This window comes from Bacillus sp. z33 (genome assembly GCF_058313615.1).
On the sequence record NZ_JBZFQN010000003.1, the window covers coordinates 30,635 to 55,416 of the forward strand.

At 37.7% G+C, this 24,782-nt stretch carries 22 protein-coding genes; 16 read left to right on the top strand and 6 right to left on the bottom strand.

What is annotated here, in order from left to right; all coding sequences use genetic code 11:
* Positions 1 to 4 precede the first annotated feature (4 nt).
* The 8 genes from walK (at position 5) to AC4G3L_RS12065 (ending at position 7,837) form a co-directional block, all read left to right on the top strand.
* A complete protein-coding gene (walK, locus tag AC4G3L_RS12030; protein WP_491077227.1) occupies positions 5 to 1,828 on the top strand; it encodes a cell wall metabolism sensor histidine kinase WalK in 1,824 nt (607 codons plus the stop codon).
* On the top strand, positions 1,825 to 3,129 hold the full coding sequence (locus AC4G3L_RS12035) for a YycH family regulatory protein (protein ID WP_491077228.1): 1,305 nt from the start codon (positions 1,825 to 1,827) through the stop codon (positions 3,127 to 3,129). Before walK ends, AC4G3L_RS12035 begins: the two co-directional genes overlap by 4 nt.
* The gene (locus AC4G3L_RS12040) at positions 3,116 to 3,904 is read left to right on the top strand and encodes a two-component system regulatory protein YycI (RefSeq protein WP_491077229.1); all 789 of its coding nucleotides are present in this window, start codon (positions 3,116 to 3,118) and stop codon (positions 3,902 to 3,904) included. The genes AC4G3L_RS12035 and AC4G3L_RS12040 overlap by 14 nt, the downstream gene beginning before the upstream one ends.
* Positions 3,905 to 3,910: 6 nt before the next feature.
* Positions 3,911 to 4,705 (top strand): MBL fold metallo-hydrolase, encoded by a 795-nt coding sequence (locus AC4G3L_RS12045; protein WP_491077230.1) that lies wholly within the window; start codon positions 3,911 to 3,913, stop codon positions 4,703 to 4,705.
* A gap of 197 nt (positions 4,706 to 4,902) precedes the next feature.
* A complete protein-coding gene (locus tag AC4G3L_RS12050; RefSeq protein ID WP_491077231.1) occupies positions 4,903 to 6,102 on the top strand; it encodes a S1C family serine protease in 1,200 nt (399 codons plus the stop codon).
* A 108-nt stretch (positions 6,103 to 6,210) separates the two neighbouring features.
* Complete coding sequence (locus AC4G3L_RS12055) at positions 6,211 to 6,393, top strand: CxxH/CxxC protein (RefSeq protein ID WP_491077232.1); 183 nt, start codon at positions 6,211 to 6,213, stop codon at positions 6,391 to 6,393.
* A gap of 83 nt (positions 6,394 to 6,476) precedes the next feature.
* The gene (rlmH, locus tag AC4G3L_RS12060; protein ID WP_491077233.1) at positions 6,477 to 6,956 is read left to right on the top strand and encodes a 23S rRNA (pseudouridine(1915)-N(3))-methyltransferase RlmH; all 480 of its coding nucleotides are present in this window, start codon (positions 6,477 to 6,479) and stop codon (positions 6,954 to 6,956) included.
* 248 nt (positions 6,957 to 7,204) lie between these two features.
* Positions 7,205 to 7,837: a YczE/YyaS/YitT family protein gene (locus AC4G3L_RS12065; RefSeq protein WP_491077234.1), complete on the top strand. Its 633-nt coding sequence runs from the start codon at positions 7,205 to 7,207 to the stop codon at positions 7,835 to 7,837.
* Positions 7,838 to 8,110: 273 nt separating this feature from the next.
* Here the strand turns inward: AC4G3L_RS12065 and gdhA are convergent, their stop codons facing one another.
* Entirely contained in the window at positions 8,111 to 9,493 is a 1,383-nt protein-coding gene (gene gdhA / locus AC4G3L_RS12070; protein WP_491077235.1) for an NADP-specific glutamate dehydrogenase, read from the bottom strand.
* Positions 9,494 to 9,859: 366 nt separating this feature from the next.
* Between gdhA and AC4G3L_RS12075 the strand changes: the two genes are divergently transcribed.
* The 6 genes from AC4G3L_RS12075 (at position 9,860) to AC4G3L_RS12100 (ending at position 15,563) form a co-directional block, all read left to right on the top strand.
* Positions 9,860 to 9,991 (top strand): hypothetical protein, encoded by a 132-nt coding sequence (locus AC4G3L_RS12075; RefSeq protein ID WP_491077236.1) that lies wholly within the window; start codon positions 9,860 to 9,862, stop codon positions 9,989 to 9,991.
* Positions 9,992 to 10,539: 548 nt separating this feature from the next.
* Positions 10,540 to 11,085: a zinc-ribbon domain-containing protein gene (locus tag AC4G3L_RS12080; protein WP_491077237.1), complete on the top strand. Its 546-nt coding sequence runs from the start codon at positions 10,540 to 10,542 to the stop codon at positions 11,083 to 11,085.
* A gap of 20 nt (positions 11,086 to 11,105) precedes the next feature.
* A complete protein-coding gene (locus AC4G3L_RS12085) occupies positions 11,106 to 12,410 on the top strand; it encodes a hypothetical protein (protein WP_491077238.1) in 1,305 nt (434 codons plus the stop codon).
* A 94-nt stretch (positions 12,411 to 12,504) separates the two neighbouring features.
* Positions 12,505 to 13,665 (top strand): ABC transporter permease, encoded by a 1,161-nt coding sequence (locus tag AC4G3L_RS12090; protein ID WP_491077239.1) that lies wholly within the window; start codon positions 12,505 to 12,507, stop codon positions 13,663 to 13,665.
* Between the two features lie 15 nt (positions 13,666 to 13,680).
* A complete protein-coding gene (locus AC4G3L_RS12095) occupies positions 13,681 to 14,808 on the top strand; it encodes an ABC transporter permease (RefSeq protein ID WP_491077717.1) in 1,128 nt (375 codons plus the stop codon).
* Positions 14,805 to 15,563 carry an ABC transporter ATP-binding protein gene (locus AC4G3L_RS12100; RefSeq protein WP_491077240.1) on the top strand — a complete coding sequence of 253 codons (759 nt, stop codon included), beginning with the start codon at positions 14,805 to 14,807 and terminating at the stop codon, positions 15,561 to 15,563. The genes AC4G3L_RS12095 and AC4G3L_RS12100 overlap by 4 nt, the downstream gene beginning before the upstream one ends.
* 222 nt (positions 15,564 to 15,785) lie before the next feature.
* Here AC4G3L_RS12100 and AC4G3L_RS12105 read toward each other — a convergent pair whose 3' ends face one another.
* The gene (locus AC4G3L_RS12105) at positions 15,786 to 16,274 is read right to left on the bottom strand and encodes a hypothetical protein (protein WP_491077241.1); all 489 of its coding nucleotides are present in this window, start codon (positions 16,272 to 16,274) and stop codon (positions 15,786 to 15,788) included.
* Positions 16,275 to 16,582: 308 nt separating this feature from the next.
* On the opposite strand from AC4G3L_RS12105, the gene AC4G3L_RS12110 reads away from it, so the two are divergent.
* Positions 16,583 to 17,308: a 3-ketoacyl-ACP reductase gene (locus AC4G3L_RS12110; RefSeq protein ID WP_491077242.1), complete on the top strand. Its 726-nt coding sequence runs from the start codon at positions 16,583 to 16,585 to the stop codon at positions 17,306 to 17,308.
* 111 nt (positions 17,309 to 17,419) lie between these two features.
* Here the strand turns inward: AC4G3L_RS12110 and galT are convergent, their stop codons facing one another.
* The 4 genes from galT to AC4G3L_RS12130 form a co-directional block, all read right to left on the bottom strand.
* Entirely contained in the window at positions 17,420 to 18,907 is a 1,488-nt protein-coding gene (gene galT, locus AC4G3L_RS12115; protein ID WP_491077243.1) for a UDP-glucose--hexose-1-phosphate uridylyltransferase, read from the bottom strand.
* 30 nt (positions 18,908 to 18,937) lie between these two features.
* On the bottom strand, positions 18,938 to 19,930 hold the full coding sequence (gene galE / locus AC4G3L_RS12120) for a UDP-glucose 4-epimerase GalE (RefSeq protein ID WP_491077244.1): 993 nt from the start codon (positions 19,928 to 19,930) through the stop codon (positions 18,938 to 18,940).
* Positions 19,927 to 21,117 (bottom strand): galactokinase, encoded by a 1,191-nt coding sequence (locus tag AC4G3L_RS12125; RefSeq protein ID WP_491077245.1) that lies wholly within the window; start codon positions 21,115 to 21,117, stop codon positions 19,927 to 19,929. Before AC4G3L_RS12125 ends, galE begins: the two co-directional genes overlap by 4 nt.
* Before the next feature lie 205 nt (positions 21,118 to 21,322).
* A complete protein-coding gene (locus tag AC4G3L_RS12130; protein WP_491077246.1) occupies positions 21,323 to 22,312 on the bottom strand; it encodes a LacI family DNA-binding transcriptional regulator in 990 nt (329 codons plus the stop codon).
* Positions 22,313 to 22,663: 351 nt separating this feature from the next.
* Here AC4G3L_RS12130 and AC4G3L_RS12135 point away from each other — a divergent pair, with 351 nt between their 5' ends.
* Positions 22,664 to 24,412, top strand: a complete 1,749-nt coding sequence (locus tag AC4G3L_RS12135) for a solute:sodium symporter family transporter (RefSeq protein WP_491077247.1) — start codon at positions 22,664 to 22,666, stop codon at positions 24,410 to 24,412.
* Positions 24,413 to 24,782: the final 370 nt, after the last annotated feature.

Here is a 24,782-nt window from a genome sequence, read left to right on the forward strand (position 1 = left end):
AGTTATGAGAAAAGTAGGTTTCTTCAAATCGATTTATTTTAAGTTTGTGCTAATTTATGTGCTACTTATATTAGTTGCGATGCAAATTATTGGGGTTTATTTTGCACAGGGGCTCGAACAGCAGCTATTGGATAATTTTAAGAGTTCCATCCAGGAACGGGTAACCATACTATCCTATAGCTTGGAGAAAGAAATAACTGAAACTCGTAAAGTAGAAGACCCTACCTTAATAGAAGATATTAAGACAACGTTAGAGGGATATTCATCCGGCGATATTACGGAGATACGGGTAATGGATCAGGACTCAAAAATCATCGGAACGTCTGATCCGGAAAAGCAGAATATAATCGGGAGCCGTTCGACTGAAAAATTAGTCATTAGTGCATTTAATCAGGGAACTCCCCAAAAGGAAATCAGATTTGACCCACAGACAGGAAAAAGGATCCTTATTTGGTCTGAACCTATCGTAAGTGACGGGCAAATTATTGGTAATTTATACCTGAACACGAAAATAGAAAATGTCTATGCTCAATTAAAACAAATTAACACCATAATGGCGAAGGGAACCATTATATCTCTTGTGGTGACTGCCTTTTTGGGAATATTACTGGCACAGACAATAACAAGGCCAATATCCGATATGCGTAAGCAGGCATTAGCTATGTCACGTGGTAACTTTTCTAGAAAAGTTAAGATATATGGATATGATGAAATTGGTCAATTGGCGATTACATTTAATAATTTGACGAAAAAGCTTCAGGATGCACAGGCGACAACCGACGCAGAGAAAAGGAAGCTGTCTTCTGTGTTGACTAATATGACAGATGGCGTACTTACAACGGATCGCAGAGGCCGGGTTATCTTGATTAATGATACGGCATTGTCTATGTTGAAGGTTTCACGTGAAACATCTTTATCAAAGCCAATCACAGAGGTTTTAGGGTTAGAGGACACATATACCTTTGAGCAATTACTGAGCGAGAAAGAGTCCATTATCCTTAACTACAGTAATGAAAAGAAATTACTTTATTTAAGAGCGAACTTCTCAGTTATTCAAAGAGAGACAGGATTTATTAATGGATTAATTGTCGTTCTTCATGATATCACGGAGCAGGAAAAGATAGATGAGGAAAGAAGAGAATTTGTGGCGAACGTTTCACACGAATTGAGAACGCCGCTGACGACGATGAGAAGTTATTTGGAGGCTTTGGCAGATGGCGCTATAGATGATAAAGAGCTGGCTCCACGTTTTCTGAATATAGCTCAGACTGAAACAGAGCGTATGATTAGATTGGTCAATGATCTCTTGCAGCTTTCAAAGCTGGATAATACAGATTATAATCTATCCACAACTTGGGTTGACTTTGGCCGCTATTTCCACAGAATTATTGACCGGTTTGAGATGTCCAAATCAAGAAATGTAACCTTTAATCGTTTAATTCCATCTGAGCCAATAGGCGTTGAAATAGATGAAGATAAAATCACTCAGGTGCTAGATAATATCATCTCTAATGCATTGAAATATTCACCTGAGGGTGGCCAGATTACTTTTAAGCTGCAAGTAATCGGCCAATTTGTTGAGATCAGTGTTAGAGATGAAGGAATGGGAATACCGAAAGAGAATGTTGCAAAGATTTTTGAAAGATTCTATCGCGTAGATAAAGCAAGATCAAGAAAAATGGGCGGAACAGGCTTAGGCCTTGCTATTGCAAAAGAAATGATTGAAGCACATAAAGGGCATATTTGGGCCTCCAGTGAGGAAGGGAAAGGGACAACCATATTCTTTACCCTCCCATATGAAACATTACAAGAGGATGATTGGGAATGAGCTGGGAAGGATTAAAAAATATCTTATTGGTTTCCCTCATTTTGATAAGCGGTTTACTGACGTGGTCCTATTGGTTTTACCAGCCAAGCTATGATGTTGTGGAAAAAAATAATTATGTACAGGAAAAAATCTTTAGTAATCTTGAACCAGATGAAGTCGTAAAGCCTACAAAAATGATTTATCATAAAGACGGTTTATACTATGGCTCTAACTCTGAGGATATGATTGCACTTGCAACAAGTTCCTTAAAAAAGTGGAATTTATTTAACTTTCATGATCAATCAATAAAGTATAAAAATGCCTCAGATATCCAGAAGTTTAGCGAGAAGGATGGTATCATTGAATTAATTTTTAATGATATCGTCCCTCTGTCTTTTTATAAAAACCATATAAAAATAGAAGACGATGAGGTGCCGGATGTCAGTTTTGACCGTATCCTTATTCATACTGATGGTGATTCTATTTACTTTGTTTCCAATAAAAAGAAAACAGTACTAGAAGCATCAGTTGACAGAAGTTTGGTTGAAATCTTTAAAAAAGAGTTTGCCAGAGTGGATATGTTGCAGCCATATAAAAAGGTGAAACTTTCAGAAACTAACTTCTTCCTTGTTCCTGCTGGGCAAATAAAGGTAAATGGGTATGATTTTCTGATTAAAACTGCCGATGTGAACAGCTTTAAAGAAGCACTGTTTATCAGACCAAGCAGTGTTAAACAAGAAGGCGATATCTATACGGATGGATTGAGTATATTGAAAAAGAACTCAAAAACGTCAATGATTGAATATAAAAACCTTGTTGTCGGAGCAAAAGAAGAGACAGCGATGGAGACTCATATCTTGCAAAGGAGTATTGAATTTATCAATAACCATGCAGGTTGGGATCTACGCCATCGTTATGCGTCAATGGATGAGAATACTCGTGAAGTCTCTTTTCAATTATATATGAATGGTATTCCGGTATTTAATGAAGAGGGAATGACTGAAATCAATGTGGAATATGGGACTCAAAATGTTAAGAAATATGAAAGGTCTTATGTTAATCTAGCTGATGATCCATTGGATCAAAAAGAGGTTACACTTCCTTCTGCAGATGAAGCTTTAAAGGCCTTTAAGGCTGAAAAGAGTAAACAATATGATGCAGATAAGCTTACGGATATGACTGTTGGATATAGAATGATTCAGTATGATAACTCAGGCACGACTCTTTTAGAATTAAAACCTGTCTGGTACTATCGTTATGATGGGAATTGGATGGAGATATCCGAAGAGGATATAGGAGGAATTATGGATGGATTGGAATAATACAAAAAGTTTATTTATTGTTGTGTTTCTTATCCTGGATGTATTCCTCTTATATCAATTCCTCGATTTTAGGGCAGCAAAACTTGAAATCAATAAGGAATCAACCATCGAAGAAAGGCTAAAGGCTGAGGGAATCACTTATCATGTGGGTACTCAGGAAAGACTTAGGGAAAAGACGATCAGTGCCAAGCCTAAAGAATTCAGTAAAGAGGAACTAGATGTTCTTAAAGATCAAACCGTTATCATTGATAATAAAAGAACGATTCGATCGACGCTTAATAAACCAATCCCAATTGGTTCCGGTGAAGGGAAATATTTTGAGCTTGAAAGTTTCATTGATAAAAATATATATTCAGGCAGTGAGTATAAATTTTGGCGTAAAGAGGATGGCAAAATAACCTATTACCAAACCTATAAGGGCCGTTTGCTTTTCAATAATAAAAACGGAGCCTTAGTTTTTATGATGAATGACAAGAATGAAGTGGTTTCTTATGTTCAAACCCTTCTTGACGATATTGAGGAATTTAATGAAAATCAAGAAATTAATCCTCCTATTCAAGCCGTGGAAAGTTTATTGAATGGTGGATATTTATCACAAGGCAGTGAAGTTTCAAAGGGAGAACTTGGTTTTTATACCTTAATAGAGGTATCTGAATCAAAAGTGTTGGTCCTAGTGCCAACATGGCATTTTACAGTAAACAAACAAGAGGATTATTTCGTTAAGGGCATAGAAGGACAAGTGCTGAATACGGAAGAAGGTAATGTAACGGAGTGATGGAGAATGTCGATGAAATTTAGCGTTCTGGCCAGTGGAAGCACAGGAAATTCACTCTATGTAGAGTCAGGAGAACATTCCTTCCTAGTGGACGCTGGTTTAAGCGGCAAAAAAATGACCGAGCTATTAAATAAAATTAATAAAAAACCTGAAGATTTATCAGGGATTTTTGTAACACATGAGCACAGTGATCATATTAAAGGACTCGGGATCCTGGCTCGTAAATATCAGTTGCCTATTTATGCAAATGCCAATACATGGAGAGCGATGGATGGGTTAATTGGAGAAATTCCTACAGATTTAAAATTTGAATTTGGTATGGAAACCGTTAAATCATTTGGCAATCTTGATGTAGAGTCTTTTGGTGTTTCGCACGATGCTGCAGAGCCCATGTTTTATGTGTTTCATCAGGATGGAAAAAAGCTGGTGACTATTACAGATACAGGATATGTTAGTGATCGAATGAAAGGCATTATTAAAAATGCGGATATATATATTTTTGAAAGCAATCATGATGTAAGTATGCTTCGTATGGGGAGATATCCCTGGAGCGTGAAACGGCGTATTCTAAGTGATGTAGGGCATGTTTGCAATGAAGATGCGGCCATTGCCATGAGTGAAGTGGCTGGTGACCGGACGAGGAGTTTTTATCTTGCCCATTTAAGTAAAGACAATAATATGAAGGATCTGGCGCGTATGTCAGTCAGCCAAACACTAGAAACAAAAGGGATCAAAGTGGGTGAACAATTTAGCCTGTATGATACAGATCCAAGTGAGCCAACCGAATTAATACATGTTTAACAGAGGGTGTTTCCTCTGTTATTTTTTTTGGTATTATATATACTATTGGTAAAGGTTGGAGAATATCCATAAGATTGAAATCATTTCTTTAAACGCTGTGACAAGAGTGTTCCTTTCGTTTCCGTTTGTGTTTATAAAATGGAAAACGACAAATACTAGATAGGTATATAAGTAATTAGTGAAGGGAATGTTGGATATTGGGCTATTATGATCAAGATGATAATCAGTCAGAACAACGGCAGAATAAGCGGGAAGGCAGTAAAGCGGGTTATTTTCTTTCCGGTTTAATTGGTTCTATTATTGGTGCATTATTGGTCCTTTTAATAACGGGTAACATGAATAATAATGGTTTTAATCAGAATACCCATACAAATAATAGGAATGAATCCTCGAAAATGACCCAAAATGTATCTATGGATGTAACGACTGATGTGACCAAGGCTGTTGAAAAAACGGGAGATGCAGTAATAGGAATTACGAATATCCAAGGCTCTAATTTTTTTAATGAAACCCAGGAAGCAGGCACAGGCTCAGGAGTCATTTATAAAAAGGAAAATGGAAAAGCGTTTATTGTAACGAATAATCACGTGGTAGAGGGTGCATCTTCTTTAGAAGTAACACTCGCTGATGGAACAAAAACACAAGCAACATCCCTAGGCAGCGATATATGGACAGATTTAGCTGTCATCCAAATCGCTGATAAAGGTATTGATACAGTTGCTGACTTTGGAGATTCTGATAAATTAAAGGTTGGAGAACCCGTCATTGCAATCGGGAATCCATTGGGGTTAAATTTCTCCGGTTCCGTGACTCAAGGAATTATCTCAGGTTTGAACAGGACGATCCCGATTGATGTGAACTCGGATGGCGTGGAGGACTGGAATGCGGAGGTACTCCAAACAGATGCTGCCATTAACCCAGGAAACAGCGGGGGAGCGTTGGTTAATATAAGCGGCCAGGTAATTGGGATAAACTCGATGAAAATCGCAGAGTCTTCTGTTGAGGGAATTGGTTTATCCATTCCAATCAATTATGCCATACCAATCATTGAGGATTTAGAGACGCATGGGAAAGTGAAACGTGCTTATATGGGAACGAGCCTTCGCTCTTTAAATGAAGTAACTAACTATCAGCGGCAAGAGACGCTGAAATTGCCTGCTGATGTTACAGAAGGCGTGGTCATTACAAGTGTTGAAACAGGTTCTCCAGCTGCTAAAGCTGGTCTAAAGGAATATGATGTCATTGTAGAGCTGGATGGCAAGAAAATCGCTAATGTTCCTGAACTTCGTAAACACTTGTATGTGAACAAGCAGATTGGTGATAAAATGAAAGTTACGTACTTTAGGAATGGGAAAAAAGCGACAACCGAAATGACATTGATTGAAGCCCAAATGTGATATAGTAAGGTGTGGAAGCAGGGGATTCTATAATTCCCTGCTTTAAATATGATCTTCTGTACTGTTTTAGGAATTTATCAAAGACAACAATAGAAATGGAGAATAGATATGAAAATTTATTGCTGTAAAGAACACGTAGAAATTGGACTGGATACAATTGTGGATGAGGCTGAAGTCCCTCCTTTTATAAATGAGATTTCAGAGGTAGAAAATAAAGAAGTTACTAACAATTCTAAGGAATTCACCTGTGAATACTGTGGACAACCAGCTATATATATTGTGGCGAACTAATATTCGGGCACAATATGTGGATACAGGTTGTGCATATGTGGATAACTCCTGTGGATAAATTGTTTGTAAAGTGAGGGTAACATGTGAATATCTCAATTATAACTGTAGGTAAATTGAAGGAGAAATATTTAAAACAGGGAATCGAAGAATATGTAAAAAGATTATCGGCCTATGCCAAAATAGATGTTATTGAAATTCCTGATGAGAAAGCACCTGAAACATTAAGTGAGATGGAGATGCTGCAGGTCAAAGGAAAAGAAGGAGAACGAATCCTTGCAAAAATTTCTGATGATACCCATGTCATTGCTCTCGCTATAGAGGGAAAAATGAAATCATCGGAGGAACTCGCAGATACGATAGACAAACTCGCCACCTACGGAAAAAGTAAGGTAGCCTTTGTTATTGGGGGATCGCTTGGCTTAAGTGCTGATGTGATGAAACGTGCCAATGATACCTTGTCCTTCTCAAAAATGACTTTTCCCCATCAATTGATGAGATTGATCCTGGTGGAGCAGATTTATAGGGCTTTTCGGATTAATCGTGGGGAACCGTACCATAAGTAAGCTGTTTTATCTTAATATGCTTTCCATGTTGAACATAGATGAAAAGAAGCGTAATTATAGTAAAAGACCATTGTCTTACTTTAGTATAAAAATTGTTTTGCATATGGCAGTTAAGGAATTAAGAAGAGTTACAAAAAGGTAATTTGTTTTTGGATCGCCCCTAGTTTTTTTCAGAAAATATAGATTACAATTTCTGTCCTAATTTAATGATATAGTAGAAAAATAAAATATACGTTAGAGGGACAGTTATGAAAAGGAAATGGATGTTACGCTGGGCTTTTTTTATTTTGGGATTAATGGTATTAGCATTTGGTATATCGCTAACAATCAAAGGAAAGTTTTTAGGGATTGGACCGTGGGATGTATTTCATTATGGACTATTTACTAAATTCGGATTTACTATTGGGACTTGGTCGATTATAAGTGGATTATTGCTTTTGTTCATCAGTTCAGCTTTCAATAAAGCATGGCCACAAATAGGGTCATTCCTGAATATGATGTTGCTTGGATTATTTATTGATCTTTTTAATTGGATGATACCTAGTATTGATAATTTGATAGGAGCAACAATTGCCTTTATCATAGGTGTTGGTTTAATGGGATATGGTATTGGATTGTATGTTTCTGCTGATCTTGGAGCAGGACCTAGAGATAGCTTTATGTTTTTAATTGTTGAAAAAATGGGCTGGAGTATCCCATTGGTCAGAAATGGAATTGAAGTAATCGTTTTTCTCGTTGGTTGGATGTTAGGAGGTCCTGTTGGTGTTGGAACTGTGCTCATTGCGTTTGGGTTGGGTCCAATTTTGGGATTTTCTATTCCTCAATGTAAGAAGCTGATAGCCTATTTCCTTGATCAAAAGGATCATCTACTAACTTCTTGAGTATATAAATAGAAGGATTTTTGCATAAAGGAATTTAGCAACTTTAGTACCGGATTGTTAAAGTGATACCATTGAAAGATATGGATCACACATTGTCTTACAAAATTTAAATCAAGCAAAAAGGATGTCTGGCTTTAAGAGACATCCTTTTTGTATATGTCTAACTTAATAGGTATTGAATTTTGTTATATCTTTGTTCAAACTACTCAAAGCCATATCAGATAAAGACACAATTAGGTTAAAAGCCCTCATGATATATGATTAAAAGATATGTTAGATAACTCCCTGTGCAATCATGGCATCGGCTACTTTTTTAAAGCCTGCAATATTTGCGCCAACAACCAGATTGCCTGGGTTACCAAAGTCCTCAGCAGCATTGACGCTGCCTTTATAAATGTTAGTCATAATATCCTGCAATTTTGCATCGACTTCTTCAAATGTCCAGGATAATCGAGCGCTGTTTTGTGCCATTTCTAAGGCAGAAACTGCTACACCACCTGCATTGGCAGCTTTTGCTGGACCAAAGAGGATATGGTTATTCAAAAACACTTCAATAGCTTCAGAGGTAGATGGCATATTAGCGCCTTCCCCGATGGCTTTTAATCCATTTGCAACCAGCATTTCCGCTGATTTTTTGTTAATTTCATTTTGTGTGGCACATGGCAAGGCAATGTCACATGAGATGGACCAAATACCTGAGCATCCTTCCGTATATTGTGCATGTGGATGTTCTTCTATATAGGCCGATATTCTTTTTCTTTCAACTTCCTTTAGACGTTTTACGGTTTCTAGGTTAATACCGTTTGGATCAAAAATATAGCCGTCAGAATCACTGCAGGCGACAACTTTTGCACCTAGTTGTGCAGCTTTTTCGATTGCATAGATGGCAACATTACCTGAACCGGATACCACAACTGTACTTCCTTTAAAGCTAAGGCCTTGTTCTTTAAGCATTTCTTGTACAAAGTAAACAGTACCATATCCAGTAGCTTCGGTTCGAGTTAAGCTTCCTCCGTATCCAAGTCCTTTTCCTGTCAGGATACCCGCCTCATAGCCACCGCGTATTCTCTTGTACTGACCGAACAGAAATCCAATTTCTCTGGCCCCAACGCCAATATCTCCAGCTGGTACATCTATATCCGGTCCGATATGTCTGCTCAATTCCGTCATAAAGCTTTGAGTAAATCTCATGATTTCTCCATCAGATTTCCCTTTAGGATCGAAGTCGGCTCCACCTTTGCCTCCTCCAATCGGCTGACCGGTAAGAGCGTTTTTAAAAATCTGCTCAAAGCCGAGAAATTTAATAATACTTGCATTAACAGTGGGGTGGAATCTTAAGCCTCCTTTATAGGGTCCAATGGCGCTGTTATACTGTACACGGTATCCACGATTTATCTGCACCTTACCTTGGTCATCAACCCACGGAACTCGAAAGGTAATCAGTCTTTCTGGCTCTACAATTCTTTCAAGGATACTTTGTTCCATGTATTCTGGATGTCTAGCTAGTATAGGGACGAGTGAATCAAAGATTTCTTTAACAACCTGATGAAATTCCCTTTCATTAGGATTTCGCTTTTTGACTGTTTCAAATACTTCATTAACATAATTTTTCGCAGTGATCGTTTCGGTGTCTCTAAGCTCTGTCAATACAGTCATGCTGTTATAAGCCCTCCCTTAGGTGAACAGTAAATTAATATGTACATTTTAGTCTAATAGAGAAATGATATATTAAATTATCTGAGTTTTCAAATTTATAATATTATGAAGTTGCATTTATGGCTTTATACTTTGTTGAAAAAGGGGATTTCTTGGATTAATCTTAGGAAATCTGTTTATCCATATAACCCCATAAATGAATCTAGAGGGTCAATTGGTATGCCTGAAAAATAGATGTTAAATAGAGATTGGCATCTTATTAGGTAGGTTAGCGGAAGAAGAACATCCAAACAGAAGTAGTTATTTGGTAATTAGCTATTCATAATTCTGGTATAATACAAATATGGTAAAAAAAGGAGGTAAATTTTGCGAAGAATCATTAAAAAGATTAATGAACATGATGAGTTCATTAGAGCCAGTATCTATATTTTTGGTGGATTTTCATTAGTGTTAATTGGGTATGGCATTGGTCGATTAGTTGGAATGATAGCGTTCTAAAACAATTTGTTTATAGCAAATTATAAGAGATAAAGGACCGATAAATGATTACAAGTAGATTGGATCTATATTGAGAAAAGGCATATACAGAAAAACCTACATCCCTCGAAATGTAGGTTTTTAGCATTGTTTATAGTAGGCAAGCCTTTTTTCACAAAGTAAGAGAGAATCAATGTGAGTACAGAGCATTCCAGTAGATTCGTTGATATATTAGTATACTTGTATGTATTGTGCGGGAAACATCTAGTGGTGTAAGAGGTTTTTGTGAAAAACGTTAAATTTTTTGAATTATTGAACAAAAAAGAGGTCCTTGTTAAAATTAAAATCAGAGGGAAAAAACGTACATAATTCTGGGGAAAGATACCATTATAGAACTTAATGACTAGTTTCTAAGAGAACAGTCACCCTCTCCTAAATGTAAAAAATTATGAATAGGGTACTAGTACTTTTTACATCTTTATTTATAATTATAGGAAATTATGTTAATTATTGTATAATATAAGTTTAGGAATAAAGTAATAGATTAGTAAAGGGGAGAGTATGAAGAAATGAAACATTGTAAATCTTGTAATGCACCTTTGGATGAGAGTGCGAAATTTTGTAAATCATGTGGTGCACCGACCGATCAAGGAAATGTTACCGAACAACAATCCAGTGCAGCATTAGAGTCCCAATCTCATCCGCAACCTCAGCAACGATCTTCACAAACAGAATCAAGAAAAGAAAAGATATTCGCATTTATAAAAAAACCTATTTTTATTATCTGTATTTTACTATTGATAGGAGGAGGAGTTACCGCAGCCATACTATTGAATAAGTCTCCAAAGGAACTATATTTCCTTTCTGAATATAATGCGATTCAACAAAGTATGACAGGGTTCGATGTTAAATATGGTGATGCAATTGAATTCCAAGAACAAACATTAGATAATCCATCTCAATCAGAGTGGAAGATAAGTGGCGGCTTCAGTCAAGCAACTGCTGAAGGCAATCCAGATTATGATATGTTTCAAGAATTATTAGACTCCAGCTCTATTGAAGCAAAAATAAAGCAAAATCCTGCTAAACAACAGCACATTATGCACTTGCATTAAATGTCGAGAACGAAAAAGCAATGGATGCTGAGTTGTTTCAATCAGAGAATCAACTAGGGATTAAAGTCCCTGTTCTATATGATAAATATCTATATTTCAACCTTGATCAATTCGGTGAATTGATGAGAAGAGAAGATCCTTATTATGACGGACCAGAAAAATTAGAACTATCAAACTTAAAAATTGAAGATCTAAAATTATCAGAAGAAGAAAATGAGTATTTAACAGAACGTTATGCGGAATTTTTACTGGATTCACTTAAAGACGAGAATTTCAAATTAAAGAAGAATGTTAATTATGAATATAAAGGCGAAGAAATGAAGCTGAGGTCTGTCAAACTAACCCTTACAGAGAAGGAAGTAAAGGCAGTTTTAAATAGCTTTATGGATCAACTGATCAAGGATGATAAGCTTCATAATATTATTATTGAACGAGTTGAAATAATAGCGGATGCAGCTGCTGTGGCAGAGGAAGCAGAACAGCTTGATAAAAAAGAAATGAAGGAAGAAATGGTTAATTCCCTCAAAGACATGAAAGAAGACTTAAAATTTGTTGATTTTCCTGATGGATTTACATCAACCTTATTACTAGATAAGAGCGAACAAATCATAGATCGAGATATGAAATTTGCAGTCTCTGTCGATGGAGAACAAGCAAATGCAGTTTTCACGAGCAAAAATGTTCCTTATGAAGATGATAAGGAATGGAATGAATGGAAACTAGAGGTCTCTCCGGAAGAGGAGGGAGGAAATAAACTGAGCCTGCTATACACGAATGACGTTCAAGAACAAAAGGAAAATCGTACCGAAGATATGCAGGTGAAAGTAGTGCTTGAGGAATACGGGGAACCTGAAGAATTTACGTTCAAAATGAACAGTGATTTTAAAGGAAAAGATGGTAAACAGGAAATCAACCGTAAATTTGGACTGGAATCCAGTTCTCCAAGTTATTACGAACTGAATGGCTTGAAAGGGGAAATTAAACAGGTTAGTGATGTGAATCTGAAGAAAGATTATAGCAAGGAAAAGCTGACATTTAAGCTGGACATAGAAGATGATTATGACCCTATCTCATTGACGCTTAATCTTGATTCTAAGACAACTTTAAAAGATGATCTGAAATTCCCGGATTTAACGGCAGATTCTAATAATGGAGTTAATGTGGTCGAAGTATCTGATGAAGAAATGGGTACGATAGTTGAAGAAGCAAGTATGGGTATTTATGAACTTGGGACTAAGTATGGGCTATTCCCTGAAGAAGATTACTATTATGAGGATGATTATTACGAAACTGATGACACATCCGAATCTGACTATTTTGAATAATGCTTTCAAAAGCATTGATAGTTAAAAGGTAATTCATATGAAAAATACGCTCATTTTCACATCCATTTATTTGAAGATGTTAAGAAATAATAGGATGTCAGCCATAGTTTTATGGCTGACGCCTATTTTCTTTTTAGTTGGTGCGGCTATTATCGGGATGCAGCAATTTAAAGAAGAATCTCGAACCGAGCAGTTTAAAGTAGCAATCGTAAACGAAGATCAAACTTTTGAAACACAGCTTGTCATTCGCCAGTTGACAGAAAGCTCTCACTTAAAGATATTCTCCACAGTAGAAACAGACCAAAAAGCAGCAATCTCTTATCTACAGGATAATAAGATTGCTGCAATCATTCATATTCCGCAGGGCTTCAGCAGAGATGTAGCCAAAGGAATCAATACGCCGGTGAAAGTGATTGGCAACGCTAAACGACCGCTGCAATCACAGCTCATCCTGTATGTATTGGAGAGTGCTGCTGACTTTACATCTGCGGCTCAAAGCGGGATTAATACGGTGGATTATTTCATGGAGATAGCTGATTTTTCTAAAGAGGAAAAAAGGGCTGAATTTAAACAAAATGTACTTTCCTTTGCTTTGCATATCCTGGGGAGAGGGGAAACATTTGAAACGGTTGAGAAACAGAACTTATTTCAACAAAGCATTCTCATTTATTATGCTTTGTCGTTTTATGTTCTTCTAATCATGATATGGAGCTATATGGGCATTCTTCTGTTTAAAACTAATATGAAAAAGGCTATCCGCCTTAGGCTGGCTGCTATGGGTTTTTTAAAAGTACATACTGTATTTGCTCGTATGCTGATTGTATTTACCCTTGTCATCGGCAGTGCACTCATGGTAGCGGTTCCTTTGTTTATTTGGCAAGGTGTGGCCAACTTTCACCAATTAATGGTTCTAAATGGGGAAACCATGCTAATCACGCTTGTCTTTCTGAGTTTATTTATGCTCATTGAAGCTTTATTTGAAAGTGAAAAGCTTTACTCAACTGTCAGTCTCCTCGTCATTATCGTAAGTGGAATAATTGGTGAGCATTTTATCCCGACTGTTTATTATCCAGATTGGCTGGAAAAGCTCAATGCTTTTTCTTTAAATGGCTGGATATTGAAATGGATATTCTCACTTCATCTTGATTGGAGTATTTACTCGTCCGCACAGCTTGGATTTTATTTGTTTCTTTTTGCAATCGGTTGTCTTTTGACTGTAGGTGTAATTTTACAGTGGGATAGGAGGAAGGTGTAAGAGATGCATATTATGATGGGTAGATGTAAAAGGCTTCTGAGGCCCAACTTTCTCCTAATACTTTTAATTCCGCTTGCAGCCACTCTAATTCTAGGAGGTTTTCTAGAAAAACAGCAGAAGGAGTTAGTAATTCCCATAGGAATCGTAGATCTTGATGAGAGTGATTTTTCCAAGGAAATAATTAGGGTATTGAATAATCAAGAGATGCTACTGATTTATGAAGTTTCTTCTGAAGAAGGAAATGAACTTCTGGAGCGCAATGAAGTAGATAGTGTTTTTGTAATTAAGCCTGGTTTTAAGGAACAGCTTTTAAAAGAAAGCAGAGAAGAGATGATTGAGTTATGGATATCACCTAATTCCGTATTATCCGGAGTCATTCAGGAAGTGGTGGCAAGTGAGGTAACTAAAATTACTAGTGCTATCAAAGCATCTAATAAGGTTCAGCAATTATATAAAAGGAACCATATAAGCAGTGAGTTTGATTGGCAGGATGCTTACGATTATACCCTAATGCAATGGGAGCCTGAGCCTCTTATGACTATAAATTATACGGAAGATAAGCTCCCACTGAAGCAAGAAACGAAAACAGAAGGGACCTCGTTATTTGTACCTTATTTAGGTATTTGGAGCTTTTTCACAATGAGTTCATGCTTTATAACATCTATTTGGGTAGTTAAGGAACGTCCTATCTTATTTTCCCGTATCAGGACAACCTATAAGGGGCTGTCGTCCTATCTGTGGCAAACAGCAGGAGCCTTCCTCCTTTTTTATTGTGGACAGGCAGTCCTGAGCTTTTTAATCCTGTCTCATTTTGGATGGATAGAGAGAGAAAGTAACCTGCTTGCGGGGATGTTCGCCTTTGTTATAGTTTCTCTTTCCTTAAGTATATGGTTGGCTAGCTTTTTTCAGCATCTTGGAGCTTACTATGTAGCAGGGTTATTAGTGACATTTATTCTGACCATAGTGGGAGGGGGCTTTTTCTCGGTTTCTGAATTTTCCTCCTCACTTGAGGTTTTGTCAAGTTGGCTCCCCTATCAATTGTTGGAGGAAAAAAGGTCGGGTGAAGGATGGAAATTGCCTTTGATAACACTGGGCAGCTCGCTTCTTTTTGGGGGATGGAGTGTATGGAGGTTACGAGTATGATGATTAGTATCAACAACATTGAAAAGAAGTATGGATCGGTGAAAAGGTTGGATCGTGTTTCCCTGGATGTTCGGGAGGGCGAGATATTTGGCTTATTAGGTGAAAATGGGGCAGGTAAATCTACTTTAATATCCATATTGGCTACAGTTTTAAAGCCTTCTGCCGGAAGTGTCACAATCAATGGAATCGATATAAAGGATGGGAAGAAAAAAATTCGGCAAATGATTGGGTATGTCCCACAGGAAATAGCATTGTGGGAGGACTTCACGGTTAAAGAAAACTTCTATTATTGGAGTAAATTTGCTAATGTAAAACCAACGGAAGATAGATTATTGGCACTATGCGAGGCCGTGTCATTAGGAGATAAGTGGAATGAAAAAGTATCTGATTTATCGGGAGGCATGAAGCGGAAACTTAATATTGCGATTGCTTTGATACATGATCCACCTATTCTATTAATGGATGAACCGACAGTCGGAATTGATCTTCAATCTAAAATGGATATTAATAAATATATGAAAAGTATGGCTGAGCAGGGTAAAACGATTCTATATATAACGCATGACATTCATGAAATTATCCATCTTTGCAATCGAATTGGGATACTTCAAAAAGGGCAACTCCAATTTGTAGGAACGTTAGAAGAAGCGCAACTCCAATTGGGAAGCGAAGTAACTCAATCACAACAAATCAGTAAAGAAGATGTCGTTTATCAACTATTGAGCGGAAGCCTTTCTAAGAAAAATGAACAGTGAAGGAATTAATTACAGGATGTTTAATCCGAAATATCTCATAATCCAGCTAAACCATATAGGAAGGATAAAAAGATGCCCCATTTTAGTTAATGGTCATCTTTTTTAATAGGTGGTATTCAAATGAAAAGCTGATCTAAGTAACCCTGCTATATGGATTTGTTGTGATACTATCACATCTTATTAAAAAAGAGAAAAGGGGGGAGTCTATCTATATTGCTCTGCTTAGCACCAAACAATAATCCTATAAGGTGTGGTTTGAGCAGGGATGCTTTTAGTAGTTGGTCCATAGATCACAATGAGGTTTCGATTCCCGATATAGTTTGAAAAGGGTTGACCATTTCTTAGAATGATAGGAGTGTATGATGAAAGATTTATTTGTAATTGGCCGTCCCGGCTAACCAATTGGTTGTTAAAATAGTCTACCTTGACGTTTTGATCGTTACGTTCTTTTACAATGATTAATGCCCGATATTGTGGAGGGTAAATTAAAGGTACTGGTGCATCTCCATCATAATAACCAGTAACTCTATCTCCGATGTTCACGATTGCCTGATCTACAAAGTAAGTGGTAGGTGAAACGACGAAATTGACTATCCTACCTTGCCGATCTTCAACCGTCATTTGTTTAAAACAGCCCTCTGTTTCGCCGTTTTGCCCTGTCATAAATCCATTCATCTCAGTCACAATGCCTTGAAAAGATAGTAAATTCATATCATTATTCCTTTCCAACTATTGTTTTAATGTTATATGTGGTTCAAGTTTATGATTGTTATCTTTCAGAAAATTTTCAATCAAGTTAAACGGCATCCCTTCAATTTATGTGAAATTGCCTATAGAGGTGAATAAAAGGAGTTTAAGCTTTTTGATTTTTGGGACATGCGAAACTTATATTAAGTATATAGAGGGAAATTAGTACTGTATAAACTAGTAAGCACGGGTGCATACCTTTAGTCATATTTCTACCTAGATATTATACTTAAGGAGTATTTCATAAATGATTTGGAAAGGAGCTTCTTATAATGGCACAGACACTAAAAGGGAAAGTAGCGTTTATAACCGGTGGAGCCAGAGGAATCGGAAGAGCAACAGCGATAGCACTGGCAAAAGAAGGAGTAAACATTGGATTGCTTGCGAGAACAGAGGATACTCTTAAAAAGGTAGCTGCCGAAATAGAAAGCTTCGGTGTTAAAGCAGCTTATGCAACTGCTGATATTTCATCCAAAGATCAAGTGGAAGCTGCGATTGAAGGGCTAACCAATGAGTTGGGATCAGCTGATATTCTTATTAATAATGCAGGGATTGCTGCATTTGGGACGGTTTCAGATATGGACCCGGAAGAATGGAAACGAATCATTGATATCAACCTAATGGGAACTTATTATGTTACACGAGCTGTGCTTCCTCAATTAATCGAAAAAAATGGCGGAGATATTATCAATGTGTCTTCAACTAGCGGATTAAACGGAGCAGCTACATCTAGCGCTTACAGTGCATCAAAATTCGCTGTCATTGGCTTTACGGAATCTCTAGCGCAGGAAGTTCGCCGCAACAATATCCGTGTATCGGCTTTGACACCTAGCACAGTAGCAACAGATTTGGCTATGGACCTGGATTTAATTAAAGAAAACAATGATTCAAAATTTATTCAGCCTGAGGATCTTGCAGAATTTATAGTTGATCAATTAAAGCTGAATCCACGTGTTTATGTGAAAACAGCAAGCTTTATTGCAACAAATCCTTTTTAAAGAACCATAGACCAATCTTCTATATGGCGCAGGAGAATCAGTATGCATATGAATAAGAAAAGAAGGCACCTAATTGCCTTCTTTTTTGTCTCTTGAAAAGAAGTTGAATCATTAAAGCACATCAATAAATCGTTGAAATGCCTGTTTTCCTTCAGGGGTCCGTTTAAATACACCAGCGTCCTCTAAACATCTCAGGAATTTAAAGCCAACTGCTTGAGAGATGATTGTCTTTATAGACTCAGGTGTTATCACTTCACCATTCGCCAGTTTTAATTCTTCAGCCCAAGCTTGGTGATAGTCTGCTATCTCATTAGGCTGATTGAGCAGATACTTCTCAACTTCGAGGAGTTCTTTTTGCAAACGAGCCGGCAGTACAGCAAGCCCCATGACTTCAATTAAACCAATGTTCTCTTTTTTGATATGATGAACATCCTGGTGAGGATGAAAGATGCCTGACGGATGTTCAGCACTTGTTCGATTATTGCGAAGAACGAGATCAAGTTCAAACTGGCCATTCCGCATTCTGGCAATCGGTGTAATCGTGTTGTGGCGGGTATCTCCGGAATAGGCTGCAAGATCAACTGAAGGATCGCTATAGTGAATCCATTTATTGAGTATCCGATCAGCTGCACCCGCAACTTCCTTCAGACGGACTCCTTTTATACGAATCACGGACATTGGCCATTTCACGATTTGTGCAGATATAGAAGGGAAGCCTTTTATGGAGAACGGTATTTCTTCTTCCGCTCGGGCCATCGCAAACTCATATCGTCCACCTTGATAATGGTCATGTGTTAAAATCGACCCGCCTACAATAGGTATGTCTGCATTTGAACCCATGAAATAATGCGGGAATTTTTGAACAAATGTCAGCAGGTTGGTGAAAGTTTGAAAATTAATTTTCATATCACGATGTTCGCCAGATAACAGAATGCAATGCTCGTTATAGTATAGGTAAGGAGAGTATTGTAAATACCAGGCTTCATTCCCGAGTGGAATACGAATCATTCGGTGATTAGAACGAGCAGGGTGATTCACTCGGCCTGCATATCCTTCATTCTCGATACAAAGTAAACATGTTGGGTAGTTAGAGGATACTGGCTTCATTTCGCGTTCCAATGCAATTTGTTTAGGATCTTTTTCAGGTTTTGATAAATTGATGGTAATGTCAAGCTCCCCATAATCCGTCTCGACGGTATAGCTGATATTCTTTTCAATTTGTTTGGTCTGGATATAGTTGCTATTCTTGCTAAGCTCATAAAAATGATTGGTTGCCTGATTTGGATGCTCTTTGTATTTTTGATAAAAGATATGGTTTAATTCGGATGGCTTTGGAATAAACACATTCATAAGCTTTGCCTTTAAAATATCCTTTTCAGCCATTAAACTATCAATTACGCCAGTTTTAACGGCATAATCAGCTAAAAGGTCCAATAAATCTGGGATAGGCAGTTCATTCTCTGTTGGGTGTTGATAATAGCCATCTAAATGAAGCAGTGACAATATCTGATTTCTGGCGTATATTTCATCTACAGAATCAAGCATTTGACACCTTTTCGCTTGATTCAAAAGTTGCTGAACTGCTATATAGATCTCCATGATATATCCCCCTTTAATTTATTTAGCTCTTTATTTATCTTCGTATCCGGCTGGATGCGTCTGATGCCACTGCCATGCATCCTCAATAATAGTTTGAATGGATGTCCGTTTTGGTTTCCAGCCCAAAATGCGCCCGGCTTTCTCGGAAGAGGCAATCAGCATGCTTGGGTCGCCGGCTCTCTTCGGTGCTATTTTGGCAGGAAGCTCGTGGCCCGTGACCGTTCTGGCTGCTTCCACAATCTCTTTGACTGAAAAGCCTGTATTGCTGCCAAGGTTGAAAATAGTACTTTCCCCGCCGTTTTGTAGATACTTCAAGGCTAAAATATGAGCATCAATTAAGTCCTCCACATGTATATAATCACGGATGCAAGTTCCATCCTCCGTAGGATAATCTTCTCCGAAAATGGAAATGGAATCTCGCTGTCCTAATGCAACTTGTAATACAACTGGTATTAAATGTGTTTCCGGATGATGGTCTTCACCAATTTCCCCTGTAGAGCGCGCTCCGGCAACGTTAAAATAACGCAGCGACACATATTTCATGTCATATGCCTTGTCACACCACTTCATCAGTTTTTCCATTGTTAGTTTTGTTTCGCCATAGGCATTTGTTGGGTTCGTCGGCATTTCTTCCGTAATCGGCATCCGATCTTGCTCTCCATATGTAGCAGCAGTAGAGGAGAAGACGATATGTTTAACATTGAACTCATTCATCACTTCAAGCAACACTTGCGTTCCATATACATTATTACGGAAATACTCAAGTGGTTTTTCCATTGATTCACCGACCAGTGAATAAGCTGCGAAGTGAAGGACAGCGTCCACTTTTTCTTTCGTAAACACATCCCTTAAAAAGTCCTTTTCACGGATATCTCCTTGATAAAATCTCGCCTTAGGATGAATAGCATCCTTATGGCCCGTTTGCAGATTATCGACCACTACTGTGTCGTAGCCTTCGTCCATTAACTGATATACAGCATGTGAACCAATATAGCCGGCTCCTCCAAGAACTACAATGCTCATACAATTGCCTCCTCTATAATTTCCTTTGTTCCATCTCCAATACTGGCAACGTAAAAATCTGCTTCATATCCGATGGCTTGCTTATAAGCAGCCCCGACTTCCCGAATGAAACGTTCGATATAATCTGATTTAACCAGTGCAATCGCACAGCCGCCAAATCCCGCACCAGTCATTCTGGCACCAACTGTCCCATTCTGTTGCCAAGCTGCTTCCACTAATGCGTCCAATTCTGGTCCGGTCACTTCGTAATCGTCCCGAAGAGAGATATGGGATTCGTTCATATAGAGGCCAAACTGGGTTAAATCGCCAGACTGTAAAGCTTGAAAGGCATTTTTTGTACGTTCATTTTCATAAACCGCATGACGTGCCCGTTTTTCAATAATGGGATCGCCAATATGATCTTTATGCTGAATGAAAAGATCAACAGACATTTCTCCAAGCGAAGATATGTCAGTTACTTTTTGCAGTCTTTCCAGCGCTGTTTCACATTCACTTCGTCGTTCATTATATTTTGAATCAGCGAGTTCTCTACGTTTATTTGTATTCATAATAACAATTTGATGATCAGCGATATCAAAAGGGGCATATTCATAGCGAAGAGTCTGGCAGTCCAGTAAAATAGCAGATTTTGCTTTCCCCATCCCAATTGCAAACTGATCCATTATACCGGAGTTTACTCCGATGAAATCGTTTTCTACTTTCTGTCCAATCTTCACCAACTGTACGCGTTCAATTCCTATTTGAAAGACCTCATTCAGCATTACGCCAATCAGGATTTCGAGCGAGGCAGAAGAAGAAAGACCCGCGCCATTCGGAATGTCTCCATATATGAGAATATCAAGGCCATTTGGTATTTCGTGTCCGTGATCGATTATGTAGCGGATGACTCCTTTAGGATAGTTGGCCCATAGATGGGATGGGTCGTAATTCAGTTCATCTAAAGAAAACTCGATTATTCCGACCTCTTTGAAATTCAGTGAGTATACCCGGATTTTTCGGTCTTTACGAATTCGTGCCAAACCGTATGTACCATAGGTAATGGCTGCCGGGAATACATACCCGCCGTTATAATCCGTGTGCTCACCAATCAAGTTAACCCGTCCGGGTGAGAAAAAAGTACGGATTTTATCATGTATGCTTCCTAAGAAAACACGTTGAAATGTGGATAATAGTTGTTGATGATCCATTAAGGTCACTTCCCTTTGTCATTTAAATAAGGCATTTTGTAGCAATTAAGTTCCCATATTTGGGTCTTATACGAAGATGTTTCCTTTTTTTTGAAAGCGTATCCAATATCATTGTATAGAAAATTGGTAAAGTCCGTCAACAATTTTACTAAAATTTTTACTAAGGCTTTTTATTATATAAAAAAGCGCACAAAAAATGTGCGCTTTATTTAGAGCTTTTGCGTATTTTTAGTTGTGTGGCAAGGGTAACTTTTTTTGCGATATGTCTCCCAGTAAACTGCTCAAGCAGCAAATCAACGGCAGTTTCACCCATTAATTCGGTATATACCTTAACTGTGCTTAAGGGAGGGGACATGTATTTAGAAATGCTAATATCATTTACTCCGATAATGCTAACCTGATTAGGAACTTGAATGCCTGTTTCTTGAAGTGCCCGTAATGCGCCAACAGCGATCGAATCATTTCCGGCAAAAAAAGCAGTGGGGAGATCATCCTTATGATCTTTGATTGCTTGTTTCATCAGATGATACCCATCATCCACAGAAAACTTGCCTTCATAGACATAAGCGTCTTGGTAAAGGCCTTTTTTTGTTAAAAATTGTTCGAAACTAACTCTTCTGAGATCATCAATCTCGGATGTTTGATCTTTATAAATTTCTCGTCCGCCTAAATAACCAATTTTAGTGTGTCCTTGTTCTAGGAAATAGTGTAGGACGTTTTGTGTGGCACTTTCGAAATCAACGATCACAGAATCAAATTGGCTGTCATTGGGTGAACTATCTACAAATACGATCCTTTGTGTGACATTCTTTAGTTCCTCTGCCTGGTTTTCACTAAATTTCCCGATAGCAATAATCCCCTGGATTCCTTCGTTTTGAAGGGAACGTAAAGAATCGACGGGGAAGTTAGTCGATTGAATGTTATGGTACTCCAACCGCTTTTCTACGCCCAGTCTGATAGCCATATAATACAGATCGTCCAGCTCTTCTTTTTCGGTATACCAATTGACGATTCCTACTTTATACGTGAGTGCTTTGCGCTTAGGCTTTTTTTGATAATCTAATTCTTCTGCTATTTCAAAAATGCGTTTTTTTGTTTCGTTACTGACGGATAAAGAGTCATCGTAATTCAGAACCCTTGAAACCGTTGCAATTGAAACTCCTGCCTTATTTGCGATATCTTTAATCGTTGCCAATGAACCGCATCCTCCTCTCCTTACATCTAGTTTAAAAATGAACGTCACATTTTGTATAATTATATATCCGTTTAATACAGCGCTTTCAGTATACTATATTTTTTAGTAAATTTCTTTAAGAATATATTCGTTTTACTGTATAAGAATGGGAAAGGAAATAAGTCTGAAAGCCGCAGAATGAAAGACAATTTTTCTTTAAATAAGTAGGGTGATCGTCATGTTCTTTCGGATTTCTGTTTGAGATAGGTTATTTATTTGAAAAATATTTAGTAAAATAAATTGATTAATTTACTAAAATTTATTATGATACCCCTGAAAGCGTTTTTATCTTGAACAGCAGGGGGATTTTACGTGCAGTGGTATATCATTCTATCATTTATTCTTTTTACAGGTGTAGTTGCCTACTATACATTTTCTAAACTTAAGAAAGAAAAAGTTGGAACTGACATATCTAAGGATAGTTATTTCTTAGGTGGCAGAAGTTTGACTTGGGGCGTTATTGGAATGTCCTTACTACTGACAAACTTAAATGCCACCCAGTTCGTGGGCATGAGCGGTCAATCTTTTGCAGGGAATATGAGCAACATGGCTTATGAAGTGACATCTGGATTCGTCTTGGCGCTAGTAGCTATTTATCTGCTGCCGCGCTATTTAAAACAAGGAATTACAACCATTCCGGAATTTTTAGAAGACAGATATGACAGTCAGGTTAAGTCCTTAGTATCTATTTTGTTTTTATTGGGTTATGTGTTAAATATGCTGCCGACAACCCTATATTCCGGGGCTATTGCATTAAGCCAAATGTTCGATGTTGAAAGTACATTTCATATCAGCTACGGGGCAGGAATCTGGATTATGGTCTGGTTAATCGGGATCATCGGTTTCTTCTATGCCATTCTGGGCGGATTGAAAGCGGTTGCGATTTCAGATACATTTAATGGAATTGCATTGGCCATAGGCGGTTTATTAGTTCCAATCTTTGGTTTGCTTACTTTAGGAGATGGCAGCATGTCTCAAGGATTCTCTGAGTTTGTTGCGGCTACACCTGAAAAGTTTAATGCAATCGGTACCAATCAGGATGTCGTCCCATTTGGAGCTGCTTTAACTGGCCTTCTGCTGGTGAACTTCTACTATTGGGGAACGGACCAATCGATTGTTCAGCGTGCCTTGGCTGCCAAGAGTTTAAAAGAGGGGCAAAAGGGAATTATGTTTGTCGGTTTATTGAAAATCTTTACACCGATTATCGTAATTATTCCAGGAATCATGGCTTTTCAAATTATTGGTAATACAGGGGCTAACCCAGATACCATGTATTCAGCTTTGGTGACAGAAGTCATGCCAAAACCGTTGATCGGCTTGTTTGCCGCTGCGATGTTTGGATCTGTATTAAGTGTATTTAATGGAATCTTAAACAGTGCTTCTACCCTTTTTGCTATCAATGTATATGCACCAACCTTAGGAAAGAATAAATCTGACGATGAAATTGTTAGGAAAGGCAAATGGTTCGGTGTTTTCATTGCTTTGATTTCCATGTTTATCGCACCATTAATTATGTATGCACCAAGCGGATTATTTCAATATTTACAAGTCATTAACGGCTTTTTCAATGTACCGATCTTCACTATTATTTTTATCGGATATGTAACAAAGAGGGTTCCAGCCATTGCAGCGAAGATTTCAATCACCTTCTTTATTGCAACGTATGCGATCCTTCAATTGGTTATTAAACCGGAGATGAGTTTCTTATATCAATTGGCTATCCTGTTTGTCATCAGTTGTCTGCTCATGTTGGTAATTGGGAAAATTAAACCAAGGGAAGAGGCGTATGTTCTCCCTAGTCGCAATCTTGTAAATCTGGAGCCATGGAGATATCGCCAGGAAGCTGCCTGGGGAATGATCTTTTGTGTCATTTCTTTCTATATCGTATTCTCTAAAATTGGCTTAGCCAGTGAGCAAGGGTTTGGTGTACATACTTGGGCTTGGCTTGCCGGTGCTGCTGTAATTTGTTTAATCGGATTATTGACCACTAAGAAATTCGGGTTTAAAGCAACTGCCGCGAAACTTTCAGAAAAAACCGATCTTAATAAGAAAATCGTATAAAATCTTTACAAATCCTTTATTTGAAAATCACCCTCCTAACTAAATGAGGAGGGTGATTTTTTACGTTGGCTTATTTGTTGTTCTTGTCCACACGTCTTATTTCCTGGATCTTATGTGTGTTATCCAATTGTGTGTTGCTTGCAATAACTGTTTGTGGTAGGAACTTATGGATATATAAATTTTAATGGAACGCACGAAAGGCAACAGATCGCCTTTAATACAAAACGTAATTATTAATACATATTGTTATTAACAAAGATTATTATAGATTTACTTTGATAGTTAACTAGTAAAAAAGTCCCGATTATTTCGTTATTGTGACACTTTAGTATCATAATTTTATGTTTTTTATTATTATAAAATATGACAA

What these genes read in the sequence shown, in the direction of transcription:
- AC4G3L_RS12095 (WP_491077717.1), top strand. Translation starts at nt 13,681, where the DNA reads ATGGGTAGATGTAAAAGGCTTCTGAGGCCCAACTTTCTCCTAATACTT.
- AC4G3L_RS12040 (WP_491077229.1), top strand. Translation starts at nt 3,116, where the DNA reads ATGGATTGGAATAATACAAAAAGTTTATTTATTGTTGTGTTTCTTATC.
- gdhA (WP_491077235.1), bottom strand. Translation starts at nt 9,493, where the DNA reads ATGACTGTATTGACAGAGCTTAGAGACACCGAAACGATCACTGCGAAA.
- AC4G3L_RS12065 (WP_491077234.1), top strand. Translation starts at nt 7,205, where the DNA reads ATGAAAAGGAAATGGATGTTACGCTGGGCTTTTTTTATTTTGGGATTA.
- AC4G3L_RS12110 (WP_491077242.1), top strand. Translation starts at nt 16,583, where the DNA reads ATGGCACAGACACTAAAAGGGAAAGTAGCGTTTATAACCGGTGGAGCC.
- AC4G3L_RS12085 (WP_491077238.1), top strand. Translation starts at nt 11,106, where the DNA reads ATGGATGCTGAGTTGTTTCAATCAGAGAATCAACTAGGGATTAAAGTC.
- AC4G3L_RS12055 (WP_491077232.1), top strand. Translation starts at nt 6,211, where the DNA reads ATGAAAATTTATTGCTGTAAAGAACACGTAGAAATTGGACTGGATACA.
- AC4G3L_RS12125 (WP_491077245.1), bottom strand. Translation starts at nt 21,117, where the DNA reads ATGGATCATCAACAACTATTATCCACATTTCAACGTGTTTTCTTAGGA.
- galT (WP_491077243.1), bottom strand. Translation starts at nt 18,907, where the DNA reads ATGGAGATCTATATAGCAGTTCAGCAACTTTTGAATCAAGCGAAAAGG.
- galE (WP_491077244.1), bottom strand. Translation starts at nt 19,930, where the DNA reads ATGAGCATTGTAGTTCTTGGAGGAGCCGGCTATATTGGTTCACATGCT.
- AC4G3L_RS12105 (WP_491077241.1), bottom strand. Translation starts at nt 16,274, where the DNA reads ATGAATTTACTATCTTTTCAAGGCATTGTGACTGAGATGAATGGATTT.
- AC4G3L_RS12035 (WP_491077228.1), top strand. Translation starts at nt 1,825, where the DNA reads ATGAGCTGGGAAGGATTAAAAAATATCTTATTGGTTTCCCTCATTTTG.
- AC4G3L_RS12080 (WP_491077237.1), top strand. Translation starts at nt 10,540, where the DNA reads ATGAAACATTGTAAATCTTGTAATGCACCTTTGGATGAGAGTGCGAAA.
- walK (WP_491077227.1), top strand. Translation starts at nt 5, where the DNA reads ATGAGAAAAGTAGGTTTCTTCAAATCGATTTATTTTAAGTTTGTGCTA.
- AC4G3L_RS12045 (WP_491077230.1), top strand. Translation starts at nt 3,911, where the DNA reads ATGTCGATGAAATTTAGCGTTCTGGCCAGTGGAAGCACAGGAAATTCA.
- AC4G3L_RS12100 (WP_491077240.1), top strand. Translation starts at nt 14,805, where the DNA reads ATGATGATTAGTATCAACAACATTGAAAAGAAGTATGGATCGGTGAAA.
- AC4G3L_RS12090 (WP_491077239.1), top strand. Translation starts at nt 12,505, where the DNA reads ATGTCAGCCATAGTTTTATGGCTGACGCCTATTTTCTTTTTAGTTGGT.